Below are 18153 nucleotides of genomic sequence, written 5' to 3'. Positions count from 1 at the left end.
GCTTCCCTGGATTCGTACAGCCGTTCTTCCCGCTGAGTGACGGACTGAACGCTAACGGTCAGCTGTGGCGACAAGACGCCAATGTGGCTCGTATCAGCCAGTGATACGGACGTCCGGCGCTTGTGGGGCGTCTGCGAGAATTGACCCGTGATCTCTCGTATCGACCTGCGCGGCGACGCCCTCCCCGAGGGTGGCGCACTGCGCGACCTGCTGCCCCGTGCCGAGTTCGACGTGGAAGCCGCCCTGGAGAAGGTGCGGCCCATCTGCGAGGACGTCCATCATCGTGGCGATGCGGCGCTGGTCGAGTACGCGGAGAAGTTCGACGGTGTGAAGCTGGAGCACGTCCGCGTGCCGGCCGAGGCGCTCGCCGAGGCCCTGGAGCAGCTCGACCCGGCCGTCCGCGCGGCCCTCGAGGAGTCCATCCGGCGCACGAGGATCGTCCACCGCGCCCAGCGCCGCTCGACGCACACCACCCAGGTCGTGCCCGGCGGCACCGTCACCGAGAAGTGGATCCCGGTCCAGCGCGTCGGCCTCTACGCGCCCGGCGGCCGCTCCGTCTACCCCTCCTCCGTGATCATGAACATCGTCCCGGCGCAGGAGGCGGGCGTCGAGTCCGTCGCGCTCGCGTCGCCGCCGCAGAAGGAGTTCGGCGGGCTGCCGCACCCGACGATCCTCGCCGCGTGCGCCCTGCTCGGCGTCGACGAGGTGTACGCCGCCGGAGGCGCCCAGGCCGTCGCGATGTTCGCGTACGGCACCGAGTCCTGCGCCCCCGCCAACATGGTCACCGGCCCCGGCAACATCTGGGTCGCCGCGGCCAAGCGGTACTTCACCGGCCGCATCGGCATCGACGCCGAGGCCGGCCCGACCGAGATCGCGATCCTCGCGGACTCCACCGCCGACCCCGTGCACGTCGCCGCCGACCTGATCAGCCAGGCCGAGCACGACCCGATGGCCGCCGCCGTCCTCGTCACCGACTCCGAGGAGCTGGCCGAGGCCACCGAGGCCGAGCTGAAGACCCAGGTCGCCGCCACCAAGCACATCGACGACCGGATCGTCCCGGCCCTGGCCGGAAAGCAGTCCGCGATCGTCCTCGTCGGCGACCTGGAGGACGGCCTCAAGGTCGTCGACGCGTACGGCGCCGAGCACCTGGAGATCCAGACCGCCGACGCCGCCGCCCGCGCCGAGCGGGTCCGCAACGCGGGCGCGATCTTCGTCGGCCCCTGGGCCCCGGTCTCCCTCGGCGACTACTGCGCCGGCTCCAACCACGTACTGCCCACCGGCGGGTGCGCCTGCCACTCCTCGGGCCTGTCCGTGCAGTCCTTCCTGCGCGGCGTCCACATCGTCGACTACACCCGGGACGCCCTCGCCGAGGTCACCCACCACGTGGTCACCCTCGCCGAGGCCGAGGACCTGCCCGCGCACGGTGCCGCGCTCAAGGCCCGTTTCGGTTGGAAGGTGCCAGAGAGCAAGTGACCGCGAACGACACCATCCGGATCGACGACCTCCCGATCCGCGACGAGCTGAAGGGCAAGTCCCCCTACGGCGCGCCCCAGCTCGACGTCCCCGTCCAGCTGAACACCAACGAGAACCCGTACCCGCTGCCCGAGCCCCTCGTGGCCCGGATCGCGGAACGGGTCGCCGAAGCCGCCCGCGGCCTCAACCGCTACCCCGACCGGGACGCGATCGAGCTGCGCACCGAGCTCGCCCGCTACCTCACCCGTACCGGAAAGCACCCCGTCGCCGTCGAGAACGTCTGGGCCGCCAACGGCTCCAACGAGGTCCTCCAGCAGCTGCTGCAGACCTTCGGCGGCCCGGGCCGTACCGCCATCGGCTTCGAGCCGTCGTACTCGATGCACGCGCTGATCGCGCGCGGCACCGGCACCGGCTGGATCTCGGGGCCGCGCAACGACGACTTCACCATCGACGTCGAGGCGGCCGAGAAGGCGATCGCCGAGAACCGGCCCGACGTCGTCTTCGTCACCTCGCCCAACAACCCCACCGGCACGGCGGTCGGGGCCGAGACGGTCCTCGCGCTCTACGAGGCCGCCCAGGCCGCCAAGCCCTCGCTCGTCGTCGTCGACGAGGCGTACGTCGAGTTCAGCCACCGGGACTCCCTCCTGCCGCTGATCGAGGGCCGGCCGAACCTGGTCGTCTCCCGCACCATGTCCAAGGCCTTCGGCGCGGCCGGTCTGCGCCTGGGCTACCTCGCCGCGCACCCGGCCGTGGTCGACGCCGTGCAGCTCGTACGGCTGCCGTACCACCTCTCCGCCGTCACCCAGGCCACCGCCCTCGCCGCCCTGGAGCACACCGATACGCTCCTCGGGTACGTCGAGCAGCTCAAGACCGAGCGGGACCGCCTCGTCACCGAGCTGCGGGCGATCGGCTACGAGGTCACCGAGTCCGACGCCAACTTCGTCCAGTTCGGACACTTCGACGGAGCCGAGGGCTCCCACGAGGCCTGGGCGAAGATCCTCGACCGGGGTGTCCTGGTCCGGGACAACGGCGTACCGGGCTGGCTGCGGGTCACCGCAGGCACCCCCGAAGAGAATGACGCGTTCCTCGATGCGGTTCGCGCACTGAAGAAGGAGCAGAGCTCATGAGCCGCGTTGGCAGAGTCGAGCGCACCACCAAGGAGACCTCCGTCGTCGTCGAGATCGACCTCGACGGCACCGGCAAGGTCGATGTCGCCACCGGCGTCGGGTTCTACGACCACATGCTCGACCAGCTCGGCCGCCACGGGCTCTTCGACCTCACCGTCAAGACCGACGGCGACCTGCACATCGACTCGCACCACACCATCGAGGACACCGCCCTCGCCCTCGGCGCCGCCTTCAAGCAGGCGCTCGGCGACAAGGTCGGCATCTACCGCTTCGGCAACTGCACCGTCCCGCTGGACGAGTCGCTCGCCCAGGTGACCGTCGACCTCTCCGGCCGTCCGTACCTGGTGCACACCGAGCCCGAGAACATGGCGCCGATGATCGGGTCCTACGACACGACCATGACCCGTCACATCTTCGAGTCCTTCGTCGCGCAGGCGCAGATCGCGCTCCACATCCACGTGCCGTACGGGCGCAACGCCCACCACATCGTGGAGTGCCAGTTCAAGGCGCTGGCCCGGGCCCTGCGCTACGCCTCCGAGCGCGACCCGCGCGCGGCCGGCATCCTGCCTTCCACGAAGGGCGCGCTCTAACTCCATGACCGGCCTCTCCACCATCCTCATCGTCGTCGGTCTCTTCCTCGCCGGCGGTGTGTACTCCTTCTCCAAGCAGGAGCTGCCCAAGGGCGTGATCGTCCTCCTCGCCGTCGCCTCCGCGATGTGCCTGGTCGCGGGTGTCCTCCGGATTCAGGGGATCTGGGAATGAGCACTGCGAGTTCTCCCAAGAAGGTCGTCGTCTTCGACTACGGCTTCGGCAACGTCCGCTCCGCCGAGCGGGCCCTCGCCCATGTCGGCGCCGACGTCGAGATCACCCGCGACTACGACAGGGCCATGAACGCCGACGGACTCCTCGTCCCCGGCGTCGGCGCCTTCTCCGCCTGCATGAAGGGCCTCAAGGAGGCCCGCGGCGAGTGGGTCATCGACCGCCGACTCTCCGGCGGCCGCCCCGTCATGGGCATCTGCGTCGGCATGCAGATCCTCTTCGCCCGGGGCATCGAGCACGGCGTGGAGACCGAGGGTCTCGACGAGTGGCCCGGTACGGTCGAGCCGCTCAAGGCTCCGGTCGTGCCCCACATGGGCTGGAACACCGTCGACGCGCCCGAGGACAGCGAGCTGTTCGCGGGCCTCGGCGCCGACGCCCGGTTCTACTTCGTGCACTCCTACGGAGTGCGGGAGTGGACCCTGGAAGTCGGCAACCCGAACATCCGCGCCCCGAAGGTCACCTGGGCCACCCACGGCGAGCCGTTCGTCGCGGCCGTCGAGAACGGCGCCCTGTGGGCGACCCAGTTCCACCCCGAGAAGTCCGGCGACGCCGGAGCGCAGCTGCTCACCAACTGGATCGGAACCCTGTGACTGTGTCTTCTGACAGCGTGCTCGAACTCCTCCCCGCCGTCGACGTCCGTGACGGCCAGGCCGTCCGCCTCGTGCACGGGGAGTCCGGTACGGAGACCTCCTACGGCTCCCCGCTGGAGGCCGCCCTCGCCTGGCAGCGCTCCGGCGCCGAGTGGCTGCACCTGGTCGACCTGGACGCCGCCTTCGGCACCGGCGACAACCGCGAGCTGATCGCCGAGGTCGCCAAGGCCATGGACATCAAGGTCGAGCTCTCCGGCGGCATCCGCGACGACGCCTCGCTCGCCGCCGCCCTCGCCACCGGCTGCACCCGCGTCAACCTGGGCACCGCCGCCCTGGAGACCCCCGAGTGGGTCGCCAAGGTCATCGCCGAGCACGGCGACAAGATCGCCGTCGGCCTCGACGTGCGCGGCACGACCCTGCGCGGACGTGGCTGGACCCGTGACGGCGGCGACCTGTACGAGACGCTCGCCCGCCTCGACTCCGAGGGCTGCTCCCGCTACGTCGTCACCGACATCGCCAAGGACGGCACGCTCCAGGGCCCGAACCTGGAGCTCCTGAAGAACGTCTGCGCCGCCACCGACAAGCCCGTCGTCGCCTCCGGCGGCGTGTCGTCCCTGGACGACCTGCGCGCCCTGTCCGGGCTCGTCCCGCTGGGCGTCGAGGGCGCGATCGTCGGCAAGGCGCTGTACGCCGAGGCGTTCACCCTGGAGGAGGCGCTGGAGGCGGTGGCTTCCGTATGAGCGGCGGCGTGAAGAAGGTCGTCACCGGCGCTCCCTGGGAGGAGCAGTTCGGCTACTCCCGCGCGGTGGAGCTGCCGAACGGCCTGGTCCTCGTCGCCGGCTGTACGTCGGTGGTCGGCGGCCAGATCGCCGGCGGAGGCCCGTACGAGCAGGCGATCAACTCCTTCAACGTGGCCTTCGACGCGCTCAAGAAGCTCGGTCTGGGCCCGGAGGACGTCGTACGGACCCGGATGTACATCACGCACGCGCGGGACGTCGAGGAGGTCGGCCGCGCCCACAAGGAGCTGTTCGACGCCGTCCGCCCGGCCGCTTCGATGATCATCGTCTCCGGCTTCGTCGATCCGAGCCTGGTCGTCGAGGTCGAGGTCGAGGCCTACCGGAGTGGTGCGGAATGAGCCTCGCCGTACGGGTGATCCCCTGCCTGGACGTGGACAACGGCCGCGTCGTGAAGGGCGTCAACTTCCAGAACCTGCGCGACGCGGGCGACCCTGTCGAGATGGCGAAGCTGTACGACGCCGAGGGCGCCGACGAGCTGACCTTCCTCGACATCACCGCCTCCTCCGGCAACCGGGAGACGACCTACGACGTGGTGCGCCGCACCGCCGAGCAGGTCTTCATCCCGCTGACCGTGGGCGGCGGGGTGCGTGCGGCGGAGGACGTCGACAAGCTGCTGCGCGCCGGTGCCGACAAGGTGGGCGTGAACACGGCCGCCATCGCCCGGCCCGAGCTGATCCGCGAGATCGCGGAGCGCTTCGGCCGCCAGGTGCTCGTCCTCTCCGTGGACGCCCGGCGTACGGCCTCCGGGTCGTTCGAGGTGACGACGCACGGCGGCCGCAAGGGCACCGGCATCGACGCCGTCGAGTGGGCGCACCGGGCCGCCGAACTGGGCGCGGGCGAGATCCTGCTCAACTCGATGGACGCGGACGGCACGAAGGACGGCTACGACACCGAGATGATCGCGGCCGTGCGCAGGCACGTGACCGTGCCGGTGATCGCGAGCGGGGGAGCGGGCAGGCTGTCCGACTTCCCGCCGGCGATCGAGGCGGGCGCGGACGCGGTGCTGGCCGCCTCGGTGTTCCACTTCGGCGACCTGCGGATCTCCGAGGTCAAGGGCGCGCTGCGGGACGCGGGCCACGCGGTCCGCTGAGCAGCGTTTCCAGGAGCGGTTCCAGGAAGGCCCCCGGAAGGGGGCCTTTCTTGCGCCAAGATGTGCAGGATTATTTGTGCAATTTCAGTTGTGCAAAATTTCTTTCGCATCTACGGTCGTGGACATGACCTCGCAGGAGAACCGCCGGATCACCGACGTGGGCACCCTCAAAGCCCTCTCGCACCCGCTGAGGATGCGGCTCTACCGCGCCCTCTTCGTCGCCCGCACCGCCACCGCCTCCCAACTCGCCGACCAGGTCGACGAGGCGGTCTCCCTCGTCAGCTACCACCTGCGCAAACTGGCCGAGCACGACCTCATCGAGGAGGCGCCGGGACACTCCGCCGACGGTCGCGAACGCTGGTGGCAGCCCAGTTCGTACGGGGTCTCCATCCGCGACGAGGACGTGCGGAACAGCCCCGAGCTGGTCGCCGCGAGCGACGCCCTGGGGCGCACGATCAACGAGCAGCGGGACGCACTCCACCGCCGCTTCCTCGACGAGCGGCTCACCTGGTCCGACGAGTGGCGCTCGGCCGCCGTCAGCGCCGAGTGGCTGCCCCGTCTGACCGCGGCCGAACTTTCCGCGCTCGGCGAGGAGCTCGACGCGCTGCTCAAGAAGTACGACCAGGCCGCCCGCGCCGCCGAGCGGGCCGGCGACACCGAAGGCCGCGAGAACGTGGCCATCCACCTCCACGGCTTTCCCTACCGCTCATGACGGCGCTCACCGCGGTCCCGGACGCCCGGCCCGCCCACCGCGACCCGAACGTCCTGCGCTGGCTCGGCGCCTACACCGCCTCCACCCTCGGCGACAGCCTCTACCACCTCGCCCTCTCCTGGTCCGCCGTACGCGGCGGAACCCCCGCCGAGGCCGGACTCGTCATGGCCGTCAGCGCCGTGCCGCGAGCCCTGCTCATGCTCGGCGGCGGAGTGATCGCCGACCGCTTCGGGCCGCGCCGGGTCGTCGTCCTCTCCGACACCGTCCGCTGCCTCGTCGTCCTCGGCGTGGCCGCCCTCGTGCTCCTCACGAGCCCGGCCCTCTGGGTGCTCGCCGCCGTGGCCCTCGTCTTCGGCGCCGTCGACGCACTCTTCCTGCCCGCTGTCGGCGCGCTGCCGTCGCGGATCGCGCCACGCGAGGAGCTCGCCCGCGTCCAGGGCATGCGCGGCCTCGCCTACCGCGGCGGGCTCGTCCTCGGCGCGCCGCTCGGCGGCCTCGCCGTCGCCCTCGGCGGACCGGCGGCCGCCTTCGGAGCCGCGGGTCTCCTCTTCGCGTTCTCCCTGCCCCTGCTCCTGAAGCTCCGGATCGCCCCGCTGCCCGGCGACGAGCCCGCCCGCGACGGCACCGCCCTGCGCGACCTCGCCGACGGGCTGCGCTACATCCGCCGGCACCGCGTCCTCGGCCCGCTGATGATCGTCGTCGCGCTCAGCGACCTCGGCTTCGTCGGCCCCCTCAACGTCGGCCTCGCACTCCTCGCGGACGAGCGCGGCTGGGGCGCCGCCGGCATCGGCTGGGTCCTCGCCGGATTCGGCGTCGGCGCCGGTGCCGCCTCGCTTCTGCTGACCGTACGGGGCCGCATACCCCGGGCGGGTGCCGTCATGGCCTGGACGATCACACTCGGCGCGGTCTCGATCGGCGCCCTCGCCCACGTACCGCGGCTGCCCGTCGCCGTCGCCGTGTCCGTCTCCGTCGGCCTGCTCGCGGGCCTCAGCGGCGCGCTCTGCGGCGCGCTCACCCAGACGCAGTGCGACCCCGCGTACCTCGGGCGGGTGACAGCCGTCTCCAGCTTCTTCAGCCTCGGCGTCGCCCCGCTGAGCTTCCCCCTCACCGGGGCGGCGATCGGCCTGTGGGGGCTCGCCCCGGTCTACACCGCCAGCGCCGCGGTCTGCGCGCTCGGCGGCCTGTACGGACTCTCCGTAAGAGCCCTGCGCCGCGCGGAACTGCCCGGGCCGGCGAGCCAGAACTGAAACGCCCGGCCGCACGGGCCTGGCGCCCCGGCGGCACGGGCCTGGCGCCCGGCGGCACGGGCGCGGCGCTTGGGCTGCACTGGGCTCGGCGTCCCGGCCGCACGGGCTTGGCGCCCCGGGGGCACGGGCTTGGCGCTCGGGCTGCACGGGCCTGGCGCTCGGGCTGCAGTGGGCTCGGCGTCCCGGCCGCGCTGGGCTCGGCGCCCCGGCTGCACTGGGCTCGGCGTCCCGGCGGCACGGGCCTGGCGCTCGGGCCGCACGGGCCTGGCGCTCGGGCCGCGCGGGCTTGCGTCCCGGGCTGCGTTCTGGCCGCGGACCGGGGGGTGTGGTCCGCGTGGGCCTCGGATCGGCCGCCCGGCGGCCCGGCCCGGGTCCGGGACGGCGGCCCGAGGCGTTAGATCCCCAGCTGCTTCGTCTCGTGCAGACGGTCGATCGCGTCCTGCTCCCCGTCCAGCTCCACCTTCGCCTGGTCCTGGCGGCCGAAGACGAACATCGTCAGCTCACCCGGCTCCCCGGAGACCGTCACCACCGGGGTGCCGCGGTGGGCCACCGCCGTCTGGCCGTTCGGGCGGCGCAGCACCAGGCCCACCGGGGCCCTGCGGCCCAGCAGCTTCGCGCCCTTCTCCAGACGGGACCAGAGGGCTTCCGAGAAGACCGGGTCGAGCTCGCGCGCCGACCATTCCGGCTGGGCGCGCCGCACGTCCTCCGCGTGGACGTAGAACTCGACGATGTTCGCCCCCTCGTCCACCTGCTTGATCGTGAACGGGGACATCCGCGGCGGCCCCGTCCGGATGAGCTGGATCAGCTCCTCGTACGGCTTCTCCGCGAACTCCGCCTGCACCCGGTCGAGCCGTGCCTTCAACGCCGGTACGACCGTTCCGGCGGCCGCGTCCGGACGGCGCTCGCGCACCACCACGTGGGCCGCGAGGTCACGGGTCAGCCAGCCCTCGCAGAGCGTCGGGGCATCGGGCCCGGCCGCCTCCAACAGGTCGGCGAGCAGAAGGCGTTCACGCTTCGCATGGGTCGACATGTCCGCCAGCGTACGGCCGCCGCCCGCGGTCCGCCCAGTGGACGGTCATCCGGGCGCACCCGCCGGCCACGGCACAATGGCCGCATGAGCAGCAATCTCGACCCGGCCATCGCCGCCCGCCTCAAGCGCAGCCCGGACGGCCTCGTCCCGGCCATCGCCCAGCAGTACGACACCGGCGAGGTGCTGATGCTCGGCTGGATGGACGACGAGGCCCTCCACCGCACCCTCACCACCGGCCGCTGCACCTACTGGTCGCGCAGCCGTCAGGAGTACTGGGTCAAGGGTGACACCTCCGGCCACGTCCAGCACGTCAAGTCCGTCGCGCTCGACTGCGACGCCGACACCGTGCTCGTCAAGGTCGACCAGGTCGGCGCCGCCTGCCACACCGGCGCACGGACCTGTTTCGACGCCGACGTCCTGCCCCTGGGCAAGTAGGGTCTGGCGCCATGGATCTCGAGACCTTCCGCAAGCTGGCGGCAGACCGCCGTGTCATCCCCGTCAGCCGCCGCCTCCTCGCGGACGGCGACACCCCGGTCGCGCTCTACCGCAAGCTCGCCGCCGAGCGCCCCGGCACGTTCCTCCTCGAATCCGCCGAGAACGGCCGCTCCTGGTCGCGCTACTCCTTCATCGGGGTCCGCAGCGACGCCACCCTCACCGTCCGTGACGGCCAGGCGCACTGGCTCGGCACCCCGCCCGTCGGCGTCCCCACGGACGGCGACCCGCTCGCCGCGCTCCGCGCCACCGTCGAGGCCCTCCACACTCCACGCGACCTCGCCTCCGGCATGCCGCCCTTCACCGGCGGCATGGTCGGCTACCTCGGCTACGACGTCGTCCGCCGCCTGGAGCGCATCGGGGACTCCACCCGCGACGACCTGGAGCTCCCCGAGCTGACCATGCTGCTCACCAGCGACCTCGCCGTCCTGGACCACTGGGACGGCACGGTCCTGCTGATCGCCAACGCGATCAACCACAACGACCTGGAGACCGGTGTCGACGAGGCGTACGCCGGCGCCGTCGCCCGGCTCGACGCCATGCAGGCGGACCTGGCCCGTCCCGTCGCCACCGTGCCCGCCGCGCTCCCGCCCTCCGAACTGCCCGAGTTCTCCGCGCTCTGGGGCGGCCGGGCCTACCAGGACGCCGTCGAGGACATCAAGGAGCGCATCCGGGCCGGCGAGGCCTTCCAGGTGGTCCCCTCGCAGCGCTTCGAGACCCCCTGCCACGCCTCGGCGCTCGACGTCTACCGGGTCCTGCGGGCCACCAACCCGTCGCCGTACATGTACCTCTTCCGCTTCGAGAACGGCTTCGACGTCGTCGGATCCAGCCCCGAGGCCCTGGTCAAGGTCGAGGACGGGCAGGCGATGGTGCACCCCATCGCCGGCACCCGGCACCGCGGCGCGAGCCCGCAGGAGGACCACGACCTCGCCGAGGAGCTGCTCGCCGACCCCAAGGAGAGGGCCGAGCACCTGATGCTCGTCGACCTCGGCCGCAACGACCTCGGCCGGGTCTGCGAGCCGGGCTCGGTGGAGGTCGTCGACTTCATGTCGATCGAGCGGTACTCGCACGTCATGCACATCGTCTCGACGGTGACCGGACGGGTCGCCCAGGGACGGACCGCCTTCGACGTGCTCACCGCCTGCTTCCCGGCCGGGACGCTGTCCGGCGCGCCGAAGCCGCGCGCCATGCAGATCATCGAGGAGCTCGAACCCTCCCGGCGCGGGCTGTACGGCGGCTGCGTCGGCTACCTCGACTTCGCCGGCGACTCCGACACCGCGATCGCCATCCGTACGGCCCTGCTGCGTGACGGCACCGCGTACGTGCAGGCGGGAGCGGGTGTCGTCGCCGATTCCGACCCGGTCGCGGAGGACAACGAGTGCCGCAACAAGGCCGCGGCCGTGCTCCGCGCCGTACACACCGCCAACCGGATGAACGGCGCGTGACGGCGTAAGGGATAGTGGGGTACGTGAGTGCTGTTCCCGTACCCCAGCCCCGAGCCGCTCGCGCGGGCGGCGCCGCCGCCGCGTCCGGCGGCCGCCGCAGCCTGGCCGCGGCTCTCCTGCTCGGCGCCCTCGGTGCCACCGTCGTGCTGCTGTCCGCGGGCCAGATCTGGGCCGAGGGCACGGCGTCGGTCGGCGGCGGCACGGTGCCCGTCGAGGCCGACGGCGGCGCCGTCACCGGCGTGCCGACGGCGCTCGCGATCGTCGGCCTCGCCGCGCTCGTCGCCGTCTTCGCCGTCCGCCGCGCCGGCCGCACCCTGGTCTCCGGCCTGCTCGCGCTGAGCGGCGCGGGAGCGGCGGCCGCCGCGTTCCTCGGCGCGTCCGACGGCGACGCCCTGGACGCCGAGGCGGCCCGGATCTCCGGCGACACCGCGGCGACGGTCGCGGGCCTCACGCACACCGCGTGGCCCTACGTCACGGCCGGCGGTGCGCTGCTGATCCTCGCCGCGGGGCTCCTCGCGCTGCGGTTCGGCACGCGCTGGCCGACGATGGGCGGGCGGTACGAGCGGACCGGCACGCCCCGTGCGGCGCGCCGGGCACCGGCCGCGTCGCCGGACCGGCCCGAGGACCTGTGGAAGGCCCTGGACCGCGGCGAGGACCCGACGCGCGAGGGGTGATCGCGGAGGCCGGACGCGACGCGTGATCGTCGCACCACCCCGATTCATCCTCGCGCCCCTGTGTGCGGGACAATGAACCACGAGTGTCCGCGCACGCGAGACCTCACCATCGAGCCACCGAGCAACAGCAACGAGGAGCAACTCATGGCGGGCAGCGCCCACGGACACACCCCGGCCGCCTGGACCGGTGTCATCATCTCCTTCATCGGCTTCTGCATCGCCGGAGTCTTCATGGTGGCCGCCAACGTGGCCGGCTTCTGGGCCGGCATGGCCGTCGTCCTGCTGGGCGGTGTGATCGGCCTGGCGATGAGGGTGGCGGGTCTGGGCATGCCGAAGGAGTCGGCGGCGGTCGCCGCGGCCCGTGAGACGGCGACGGCGAAGGCGCGCGCCGTCTGACGACGCACGCGACGCGACAAGCGACACGCGCGAAGGCGCAGTCCGGCGGGGCCGGGCTGCGCCTTCGCGCGTAAGACGCGAGAATCACCGCGTGGACGCCAACCCCGAGCACCTCGCGCACCCGGAGCCCGCAGCGGCGACGGCGACGCCCCCCGCGGCAGCCGGGCCCCCGGCCCCCGTCCGGTCAGGCCCCCCGACGCACGTGGTGCGGCGGCTGGGGGTGCCGCTGGGGGTGCTCGGCGGGGTCGCCGCCGCGTTCGCCTACGTCGGGGCCGTCGATCCCAACGAGCCCGGGCACTATCCCGTCTGCCCCCTGCTCCGCTTCACCGGGCTGTACTGCCCCGGCTGCGGCGGCCTGCGCAGTGCCCACGCCTTCGTCCACGGCGACCTCGCGGCCGCGTTCGGCGCCAACGCCCTCGCCGTCGCCGGCTACGGCCTCTTCGCCCTCGTGATGGCCCTGTGGCTGATTCGCGCCGTACGGGGCGTGCCCATGAGGATCGGCGTCACCCCCGCCTGGGGGTGGGCGACCGGCGCCCTCCTCGCCCTCTTCACCCTTGTGCGGAACCTTCCGTTCGGCTCCGGGCTCGCCCCCTGACCCCGCACCGGAAGTCCCAGTGGGTGGGACGCATCTCGGCCGGATGCGAGTCCGGAGCCTTGGTGCGGATACCATCGACATGGCTGAACCTGGTTCATCTGCACCACCGTCACCATCACCGTCCCGGAAGGGGGCCTCTCGCGTGAGTGTGCTCGACGAGATCATCGAAGGCGTGCGCGCCGACCTCGCAGAGCGGCAGGCGCGGGTCTCCCTCGACGAGCTCAAGGAGCGCGCCGCCAAGGCGCCGCAGGCCAAGGACGGCGTCGCCGCACTGCGCGGCGAGGGCGTCACCGTGATCTGCGAGGTCAAGCGCTCCAGCCCGTCCAAGGGCGCGCTCGCCGCGATCGCCGACCCGGCCGGTCTGGCCGCGGACTACGAGGCGGGCGGCGCCGCCGTCATCTCCGTGCTCACCGAGGAGCGCCGCTTCGGCGGCTCGCTCGCCGACCTGGAGGCCGTACGGGCCCGGGTCGACATCCCGGTGCTGCGCAAGGACTTCATCGTCACGGCGTACCAGCTGTGGGAGGCCCGTGCCTACGGCGCCGACCTCGCCCTCCTGATCGTCGCCGCCCTCGAGCAGGAGGCCCTCGTCTCCCTGATCGAGCGCGCCGAGTCCATCGGCCTGACGCCGCTGGTCGAGGTCCACGACGAGGAAGAGGTCGAGCGTGCCGTCGACGCGGGCGCCCGGATCATCGGCGTCAACGCGCGGAACCTCAAGACCCTGAAGGTCGACCGCTCCACGTTCGAGCGCGTCGCCCCCGAGATCCCGGCCGGCATCGTCAAGATCGCCGAGTCCGGCGTCCGCGGCCCGCACGACCTCATCGCGTACGCCAACGCCGGCGCGGACGCGGTCCTGGTCGGCGAGTCCCTGGTGACCGGCCGCGACCCGAAGGCCGCCGTCGCCGACCTCGTCGCCGCCGGCGCCCACCCGGCCCTGCGCCACGGGCGGGGCTGACCCCGCCATGACCCCGCACCGCGCCACGCCGACCGCCCAGGGCCTCGCCGCCCCGGGTGGCTTCGGCGCGGGCGCGGTGATCGCGGTGCCCAGCCGTGCGCTGCGCACCCGGCTCCGTACCGCCGCCGCGCCCGCCCACGCCCCGCTGGCCCGGGGCTGCCGGCCGCGCGGCTGCCGCGCACCCGCACGCCGTGTCCACGGGCGCCGGGTGCGGTACGTGATCGGTGACGAGCCCGGCCAGGTCAACGGCATGCGATGGCGCGGGCGCTTCGCGCCCGCATTCACGTAGAGCAACGCCGCCTGGCCGAGGCAAGGCCCCCAGCCCACCCCCGTGTGGGCAATCGTCCCGCTGGGCGGGACGTATGGGCACACGGGACGGCGCCCATACGGGCGCGTCCGCTCCCTGGCCTTCCGCACCACGAGGCGCCCGCATCTGTGGGCACCGTAGGGACCGGGAGCCTGGGCCCGGCAAGGGCGCCGTCCGTTTGTGCCCACCCGTTCCGCCCCAGCGGAACGAATGCCCACAACGGAGGCGGCCGGGACGGCCACGGCGTTGCCGTACGTGAGGTGGGCGCGCGCATAACGTGACCACCACCCAGTACGTCGGGGCATCCGCCCCGCGAGGAGCAGCCGCATGTCCAGCGAGTTCTTCATTCCGGACCCGGAGGGTCAGGTTCCGAACGCCGAGGGTTACTTCGGTGCCTTCGGCGGCAAGTTCATCCCGGAGGCGCTCGTCGCCGCCGTGGACGAGGTCGCCGTCGAGTACGACAAGGCCAAGGCCGACCCCGAGTTCGCCCGTGAGCTCAACGACCTGATGGTCGACTACACCGGCCGTCCGAGCGCGCTGACCGAGGTGCCCCGGTTCGCCGAGCACGCCGGCGGTGCCCGGGTGTTCCTCAAGCGCGAGGACCTCAACCACACCGGCTCGCACAAGATCAACAACGTCCTCGGCCAGGCCCTGCTCACCAAGCGCATGGGCAAGACCCGCGTCATCGCCGAGACCGGCGCCGGTCAGCACGGCGTCGCCACTGCCACCGCCTGCGCCCTCTTCGGGCTCGAGTGCACCATCTACATGGGCGAGATCGACACCCAGCGCCAGGCGCTGAACGTCGCCCGGATGCGCATGCTCGGCGCCGAGGTCGTGCCGGTGAAGTCGGGCAGCCGCACCCTCAAGGACGCCATCAACGAGGCGTTCCGCGACTGGGTCGCCAATGTCGACCGCACGCACTACCTCTTCGGCACCGTCGCCGGACCGCACCCGTTCCCCGCCATGGTCCGCGACTTCCACCGCGTCATCGGCGTCGAGGCCCGCCGGCAGATCCTGGAGCGCGCGGGCCGCCTCCCCGACGCGGCCATCGCCTGCGTCGGCGGCGGATCCAACGCCATCGGCCTCTTCCACGCCTTCATCCCCGACGCCGACGTGCGCCTCATCGGCTGCGAGCCGGCCGGCCACGGCGTCGAGACCGGCGAGCACGCCGCCACCCTCACCGCCGGAGAGCCCGGCATCCTGCACGGCTCCCGGTCGTACGTCCTCCAGGACGACGAGGGCCAGATCACCGAGCCGTACTCCATCTCGGCCGGTCTGGACTACCCGGGCATCGGCCCGGAGCACTCGTACCTCAAGGACAGCGGCCGCGGCGAGTACCGCGCCGTCACCGACGACGCCTCCATGCAGGCCCTGCGGCTGCTCTCCCGCACCGAGGGCATCATCCCGGCCATCGAGTCCGCGCACGCGCTCGCCGGGGCCCTCGAGGTCGGCAGGGAGCTGGGCCCGGAGGGTCTGCTCGTCGTCAACCTCTCCGGGCGTGGCGACAAGGACATGGACACCGCCGCCCGCTACTTCGGGCTGTACGACACCGACGCGGCCCCCGTCGAGGCCGACGCCGCCGCCGAGGACGGCGCGGGCGAGATCCGGAGGGACACCAAGTGAGCGGCAACATCCAGCTCCTCAGCGACACCCTGGCCAAGGCGAAGGCCGAGAACCGCGCCGCTCTCATCGCCTACCTCCCGGCCGGATTCCCGACCGTGGACGGCGGCATCGCGGCGATCAAGGCCGTCTTCGACGGCGGCGCCGACATCGTCGAGGTCGGCCTCCCGCACAGCGACCCGGTCCTGGACGGCCCCGTCATCCAGACCGCCGACGACATCGCCCTGCGCGGCGGCGTCAGGATCGCCGACGTGATGCGCACGGTCCGCGAGGCCTTCGAGGCCACCGGGAAGCCGGTCCTGGTCATGACGTACTGGAACCCGATCGACCGCTACGGCGTCGAGCGGTTCACCGAGGAGCTGGCCGCGGCCGGCGGCGCGGGCTGCATCCTGCCCGACCTGCCGGTCCAGGAGTCCGCCCAGTGGCGTGAGCACGCCGAGAAGCACGGGCTCGCGACCGTCTTCGTGGTCGCCCCGAGCAGCCAGGACGCGCGGCTCGCCACCATCACCGCCGCCGGCTCCGGCTTCGTCTACGCCGCCTCGCTCATGGGCGTCACCGGCACCCGCGAGTCCGTCGGCGCCGAGGCGGCCGACCTCGTCCGCCGTACCCGTGCCACCTCCGACCTGCCCGTCTGCGTGGGTCTCGGCGTCTCCAACGCCGAGCAGGCCAAGGAGGTCGCGGGCTTCGCCGACGGTGTCATCGTCGGCTCCGCCTTCGTCAAGCGGATGCTCGACGCCGACGGCGAGGCCGCCGGACTCACCGCCGTAAGGGAACTGGCGGCCGAACTCGCCGAGGGCGTGCGTCGCGTTTCGTAACCCGTACGGGTGGATCTGTGACCGGGGAGGCGCGGACGCGCCTCCCCGGTTCGTTGCTGAGGGCGTGAGCCAGAAGAACAGTGACGGTAATCGGAGCGCGCGGGAGCGCCTCCAGCAGCAGCGCGAGCGCGAGAAGGCCCGGGAGAAGCAGCGGCGCGTCCTGATCGTGTCGGCCGCGGTCGTCGGCGTCCTCGGCCTGGCCGCGGTCGCCGGGGTGATCGCCGCCAACACCGGGGGCGACGACGGCGGCTCGGACAAGGCGGGACCGGTCGTCGCCCCCACCGGTTCGGTCGAGGGGGACAAGCCCGCGATCCCCACGGGGGCGTCGGACGCCCCGTCCACGCTCGCGATCTGGGAGGACTTCCGCTGCCCGGCCTGCGCCTCCTTCGAGAACGCGTTCCGGGACACGATCCACGAGCTGGAGGCCTCGGGCGCGCTCAAGACCGAGTACCACCTCGCCACCCTCATCGACCGGAACATGGGCGGCCAGGGCTCGCTCCGGGCGGCGAACGCGGCGGCCTGCGCCCAGGACGCCGGGAAGTTCACCGCGTACCACGACACGCTGTACATCAACCAGCCGCAGGAGACGGACGACGCCTTCGGCGACAACGCCAAGCTGATCGAGCTCGCGGCGAAGGTGCCGGGGCTCGACACGCCGGCCTTCCGCAGCTGTGTCGAGGACGGCACGCACGACAGCTGGGTCGGGAAGTCGAACGAAGCCTTCCAGAAGGGCGACTTCCAGGGCACGCCGTCGGTGCTGCTCAACGGAGAATCGATCTTCCCGTCGAAGGGGAGCGAGCAGATCTCCCCGGAGAACCTGAAGAAGTGGGTCGCCGAGGCCAACCAGGGCAAGAAGCCCGGCACGGCCTCGCCCGCGGCGGGCTGACGTTCGCCGGGATGATCCCCTTAGTTACGCAGACGTTGCCGGGTGGGCTGCCGCGACGCCCGCCCGGCAAGGTAGCGTCGGTTCTGCCATGGACCTTGCCTACATTCCCAGCCCCTCGACCGGTGTCCTCCACCTCGGACCGGTCCCGCTGCGCGCCTACGCCTTCTGCATCATCATCGGTGTCTTCGTCGCCGTCTGGATCGGCAACAAGCGCTGGATCGCCCGGGGCGGCAAAGCCGGCACCGTGGCCGACATCGCCGTCTGGGCCGTGCCCTTCGGCCTCGTCGGCGGCCGGCTCTACCACGTCATCACCGACTACCAGCTCTACTTCAGCGAGGGCGAGGACTGGGTCGACGCCTTCAAGATCTGGGAGGGCGGCCTCGGTATCTGGGGCGCCATCGCGCTCGGCGCGGTGGGCGCCTGGATCGGCGCCCGCCGGCGCGGCATCCCGCTGCCCGCGTACGCGGACGCGATCGCTCCCGGCATCGCCCTCGCCCAGGCCATCGGCCGCTGGGGCAACTGGTTCAACCAGGAGCTGTACGGCAAGGAGACCACGCTCCCCTGGGGCCTGGAGATCTCCGCCGGCGCGAACCGCGAGGAAGGGATCTACCACCCGACCTTCCTGTACGAGTCGCTCTGGTGCATCGGTGTCGCGCTCCTGGTCATCTGGGCCGACCGCCGCTTCCGGATGGGCCACGGCCGGGCGTTCGCGCTGTACGTCGCCGCGTACTGCGCGGGCCGCGGCTGGATCGAGTACATGCGGGTCGACGAGGCGCACCACATCCTCGGCCTCCGGCTGAACGTCTGGACCGCGATCGTCGTCTTCGTCCTGGCCGTCGCGTACATCGTGATCTCGTCCCGGCTCCGCCCGGGCCGCGAGGAGATCGTGGAGCCCGACAGGGACAAGCCGGCCGGCGACGGCAAGGGAGCGGTCGAGCCGAAGGACGAGAGCTCCGCTCCGGCCGGAGACGATGAGGGCGACGCCGAGGGCGAGCCCGGGACCGCCCGGCGCGAGGCCCTGACCGGCGAGCCGGACGACGCGCCCGCGAACGGCACGGAGTCCGCCGCCAAGGGCTGACCGGGCGG

22 protein-coding genes are annotated in these 18153 nt (G+C 72.4%); 21 read left to right on the top strand and 1 reads right to left on the bottom strand.

The window, feature by feature from the left end; translation table 11 throughout:
* Positions 1-147: 147 nt before the first annotated feature.
* The 10 genes from hisD to ACFVGW_RS07500 all read left to right on the top strand — a co-directional run bounded on the left by hisD (position 148) and on the right by ACFVGW_RS07500 (position 7855).
* On the top strand, positions 148-1473 hold the full coding sequence (gene hisD, locus ACFVGW_RS07545; protein WP_383221309.1) for a histidinol dehydrogenase: 1326 nt from the start codon (positions 148-150) through the stop codon (positions 1471-1473).
* Complete coding sequence (locus tag ACFVGW_RS07540) at positions 1470-2600, top strand: histidinol-phosphate transaminase (protein ID WP_383221308.1); 1131 nt, start codon at positions 1470-1472, stop codon at positions 2598-2600. Before hisD ends, ACFVGW_RS07540 begins: the two co-directional genes overlap by 4 nt.
* The gene (gene hisB / locus ACFVGW_RS07535) at positions 2597-3190 is read left to right on the top strand and encodes an imidazoleglycerol-phosphate dehydratase HisB (RefSeq protein WP_158986436.1); all 594 of its coding nucleotides are present in this window, start codon (positions 2597-2599) and stop codon (positions 3188-3190) included. The genes ACFVGW_RS07540 and hisB overlap by 4 nt, the downstream gene beginning before the upstream one ends.
* Before the next feature lie 4 nt (positions 3191-3194).
* Entirely contained in the window at positions 3195-3362 is a 168-nt protein-coding gene (locus ACFVGW_RS07530; protein WP_175439076.1) for a hypothetical protein, read from the top strand.
* Positions 3359-4009, top strand: a complete 651-nt coding sequence (gene hisH / locus ACFVGW_RS07525) for an imidazole glycerol phosphate synthase subunit HisH (RefSeq protein ID WP_385851193.1) — start codon at positions 3359-3361, stop codon at positions 4007-4009. Before ACFVGW_RS07530 ends, hisH begins: the two co-directional genes overlap by 4 nt.
* A gap of 2 nt (positions 4010-4011) precedes the next feature.
* Positions 4012-4749 carry a bifunctional 1-(5-phosphoribosyl)-5-((5-phosphoribosylamino)methylideneamino)imidazole-4-carboxamide isomerase/phosphoribosylanthranilate isomerase PriA gene (priA, locus tag ACFVGW_RS07520; RefSeq protein ID WP_383292810.1) on the top strand — a complete coding sequence of 246 codons (738 nt, stop codon included), beginning with the start codon at positions 4012-4014 and terminating at the stop codon, positions 4747-4749.
* Positions 4746-5144, top strand: a complete 399-nt coding sequence (locus ACFVGW_RS07515) for a RidA family protein (protein WP_385851192.1) — start codon at positions 4746-4748, stop codon at positions 5142-5144. Before priA ends, ACFVGW_RS07515 begins: the two co-directional genes overlap by 4 nt.
* Positions 5141-5896: an imidazole glycerol phosphate synthase subunit HisF gene (hisF, locus tag ACFVGW_RS07510; protein WP_352190536.1), complete on the top strand. Its 756-nt coding sequence runs from the start codon at positions 5141-5143 to the stop codon at positions 5894-5896. Before ACFVGW_RS07515 ends, hisF begins: the two co-directional genes overlap by 4 nt.
* 124 nt (positions 5897-6020) lie before the next feature.
* Positions 6021-6608, top strand: a complete 588-nt coding sequence (locus ACFVGW_RS07505; protein WP_385851191.1) for a helix-turn-helix domain-containing protein — start codon at positions 6021-6023, stop codon at positions 6606-6608.
* A complete protein-coding gene (locus tag ACFVGW_RS07500) occupies positions 6605-7855 on the top strand; it encodes an MFS transporter (protein ID WP_385851190.1) in 1251 nt (416 codons plus the stop codon). Before ACFVGW_RS07505 ends, ACFVGW_RS07500 begins: the two co-directional genes overlap by 4 nt.
* Positions 7856-8249: 394 nt before the next feature.
* Here ACFVGW_RS07500 and ACFVGW_RS07495 read toward each other — a convergent pair whose 3' ends face one another.
* Entirely contained in the window at positions 8250-8885 is a 636-nt protein-coding gene (locus tag ACFVGW_RS07495; RefSeq protein ID WP_383221300.1) for a TIGR03085 family metal-binding protein, read from the bottom strand.
* Between the two features lie 84 nt (positions 8886-8969).
* Here ACFVGW_RS07495 and hisI point away from each other — a divergent pair, with 84 nt between their 5' ends.
* The 11 genes from hisI (at position 8970) to lgt (ending at position 18145) form a co-directional block, all read left to right on the top strand.
* Complete coding sequence (gene hisI / locus ACFVGW_RS07490; RefSeq protein ID WP_345692165.1) at positions 8970-9320, top strand: phosphoribosyl-AMP cyclohydrolase; 351 nt, start codon at positions 8970-8972, stop codon at positions 9318-9320.
* Between the two features lie 11 nt (positions 9321-9331).
* Positions 9332-10822: an anthranilate synthase component I gene (locus ACFVGW_RS07485; protein WP_385851189.1), complete on the top strand. Its 1491-nt coding sequence runs from the start codon at positions 9332-9334 to the stop codon at positions 10820-10822.
* Positions 10823-10836: 14 nt separating this feature from the next.
* Positions 10837-11496: a TIGR02234 family membrane protein gene (locus tag ACFVGW_RS07480; protein WP_385851188.1), complete on the top strand. Its 660-nt coding sequence runs from the start codon at positions 10837-10839 to the stop codon at positions 11494-11496.
* Positions 11497-11640: 144 nt separating this feature from the next.
* Positions 11641-11892 carry an HGxxPAAW family protein gene (locus tag ACFVGW_RS07475; RefSeq protein ID WP_383221295.1) on the top strand — a complete coding sequence of 84 codons (252 nt, stop codon included), beginning with the start codon at positions 11641-11643 and terminating at the stop codon, positions 11890-11892.
* 91 nt (positions 11893-11983) lie between these two features.
* The gene (locus ACFVGW_RS07470) at positions 11984-12487 is read left to right on the top strand and encodes a DUF2752 domain-containing protein (protein WP_385851187.1); all 504 of its coding nucleotides are present in this window, start codon (positions 11984-11986) and stop codon (positions 12485-12487) included.
* Positions 12488-12629: 142 nt separating this feature from the next.
* A complete protein-coding gene (gene trpC / locus ACFVGW_RS07465; RefSeq protein ID WP_383221292.1) occupies positions 12630-13439 on the top strand; it encodes an indole-3-glycerol phosphate synthase TrpC in 810 nt (269 codons plus the stop codon).
* A gap of 85 nt (positions 13440-13524) precedes the next feature.
* Positions 13525-13728, top strand: a complete 204-nt coding sequence (gene trpM, locus ACFVGW_RS07460; protein WP_385851312.1) for a tryptophan biosynthesis modulator TrpM — start codon at positions 13525-13527, stop codon at positions 13726-13728.
* A 345-nt stretch (positions 13729-14073) separates the two neighbouring features.
* Positions 14074-15369 (top strand): tryptophan synthase subunit beta, encoded by a 1296-nt coding sequence (gene trpB, locus ACFVGW_RS07455; protein ID WP_385851186.1) that lies wholly within the window; start codon positions 14074-14076, stop codon positions 15367-15369.
* Positions 15366-16181, top strand: coding sequence for a tryptophan synthase subunit alpha (gene trpA / locus ACFVGW_RS07450; protein WP_383221288.1), 816 nt, complete (start codon positions 15366-15368; stop codon positions 16179-16181). Before trpB ends, trpA begins: the two co-directional genes overlap by 4 nt.
* Before the next feature lie 64 nt (positions 16182-16245).
* The gene (locus ACFVGW_RS07445) at positions 16246-17067 is read left to right on the top strand and encodes a thioredoxin domain-containing protein (RefSeq protein WP_385851185.1); all 822 of its coding nucleotides are present in this window, start codon (positions 16246-16248) and stop codon (positions 17065-17067) included.
* 88 nt (positions 17068-17155) lie between these two features.
* Positions 17156-18145: a prolipoprotein diacylglyceryl transferase gene (gene lgt / locus ACFVGW_RS07440; RefSeq protein ID WP_385851184.1), complete on the top strand. Its 990-nt coding sequence runs from the start codon at positions 17156-17158 to the stop codon at positions 18143-18145.
* Positions 18146-18153: the final 8 nt, after the last annotated feature.

Source organism: Streptomyces sp. NPDC127129, assembly GCF_042671585.1.
Taxonomy (GTDB): Bacteria; Actinomycetota; Actinomycetes; order Streptomycetales; family Streptomycetaceae; genus Streptomyces.
Note: the sequence above shows the minus strand (reverse complement) of the source record. Positions and strands in the feature narration are given on the sequence as shown.

What these genes read in the sequence shown, in the direction of transcription:
- hisF (WP_352190536.1), top strand. Translation starts at nt 5,141, where the DNA reads ATGAGCCTCGCCGTACGGGTGATCCCCTGCCTGGACGTGGACAACGGC.
- ACFVGW_RS07515 (WP_385851192.1), top strand. Translation starts at nt 4,746, where the DNA reads ATGAGCGGCGGCGTGAAGAAGGTCGTCACCGGCGCTCCCTGGGAGGAG.
- ACFVGW_RS07500 (WP_385851190.1), top strand. Translation starts at nt 6,605, where the DNA reads ATGACGGCGCTCACCGCGGTCCCGGACGCCCGGCCCGCCCACCGCGAC.
- ACFVGW_RS07495 (WP_383221300.1), bottom strand. Translation starts at nt 8,885, where the DNA reads ATGTCGACCCATGCGAAGCGTGAACGCCTTCTGCTCGCCGACCTGTTG.
- ACFVGW_RS07485 (WP_385851189.1), top strand. Translation starts at nt 9,332, where the DNA reads ATGGATCTCGAGACCTTCCGCAAGCTGGCGGCAGACCGCCGTGTCATC.
- ACFVGW_RS07530 (WP_175439076.1), top strand. Translation starts at nt 3,195, where the DNA reads ATGACCGGCCTCTCCACCATCCTCATCGTCGTCGGTCTCTTCCTCGCC.
- trpB (WP_385851186.1), top strand. Translation starts at nt 14,074, where the DNA reads ATGTCCAGCGAGTTCTTCATTCCGGACCCGGAGGGTCAGGTTCCGAAC.
- hisI (WP_345692165.1), top strand. Translation starts at nt 8,970, where the DNA reads ATGAGCAGCAATCTCGACCCGGCCATCGCCGCCCGCCTCAAGCGCAGC.
- hisH (WP_385851193.1), top strand. Translation starts at nt 3,359, where the DNA reads ATGAGCACTGCGAGTTCTCCCAAGAAGGTCGTCGTCTTCGACTACGGC.
- ACFVGW_RS07505 (WP_385851191.1), top strand. Translation starts at nt 6,021, where the DNA reads ATGACCTCGCAGGAGAACCGCCGGATCACCGACGTGGGCACCCTCAAA.
- hisB (WP_158986436.1), top strand. Translation starts at nt 2,597, where the DNA reads ATGAGCCGCGTTGGCAGAGTCGAGCGCACCACCAAGGAGACCTCCGTC.
- lgt (WP_385851184.1), top strand. Translation starts at nt 17,156, where the DNA reads ATGGACCTTGCCTACATTCCCAGCCCCTCGACCGGTGTCCTCCACCTC.
- ACFVGW_RS07475 (WP_383221295.1), top strand. Translation starts at nt 11,641, where the DNA reads ATGGCGGGCAGCGCCCACGGACACACCCCGGCCGCCTGGACCGGTGTC.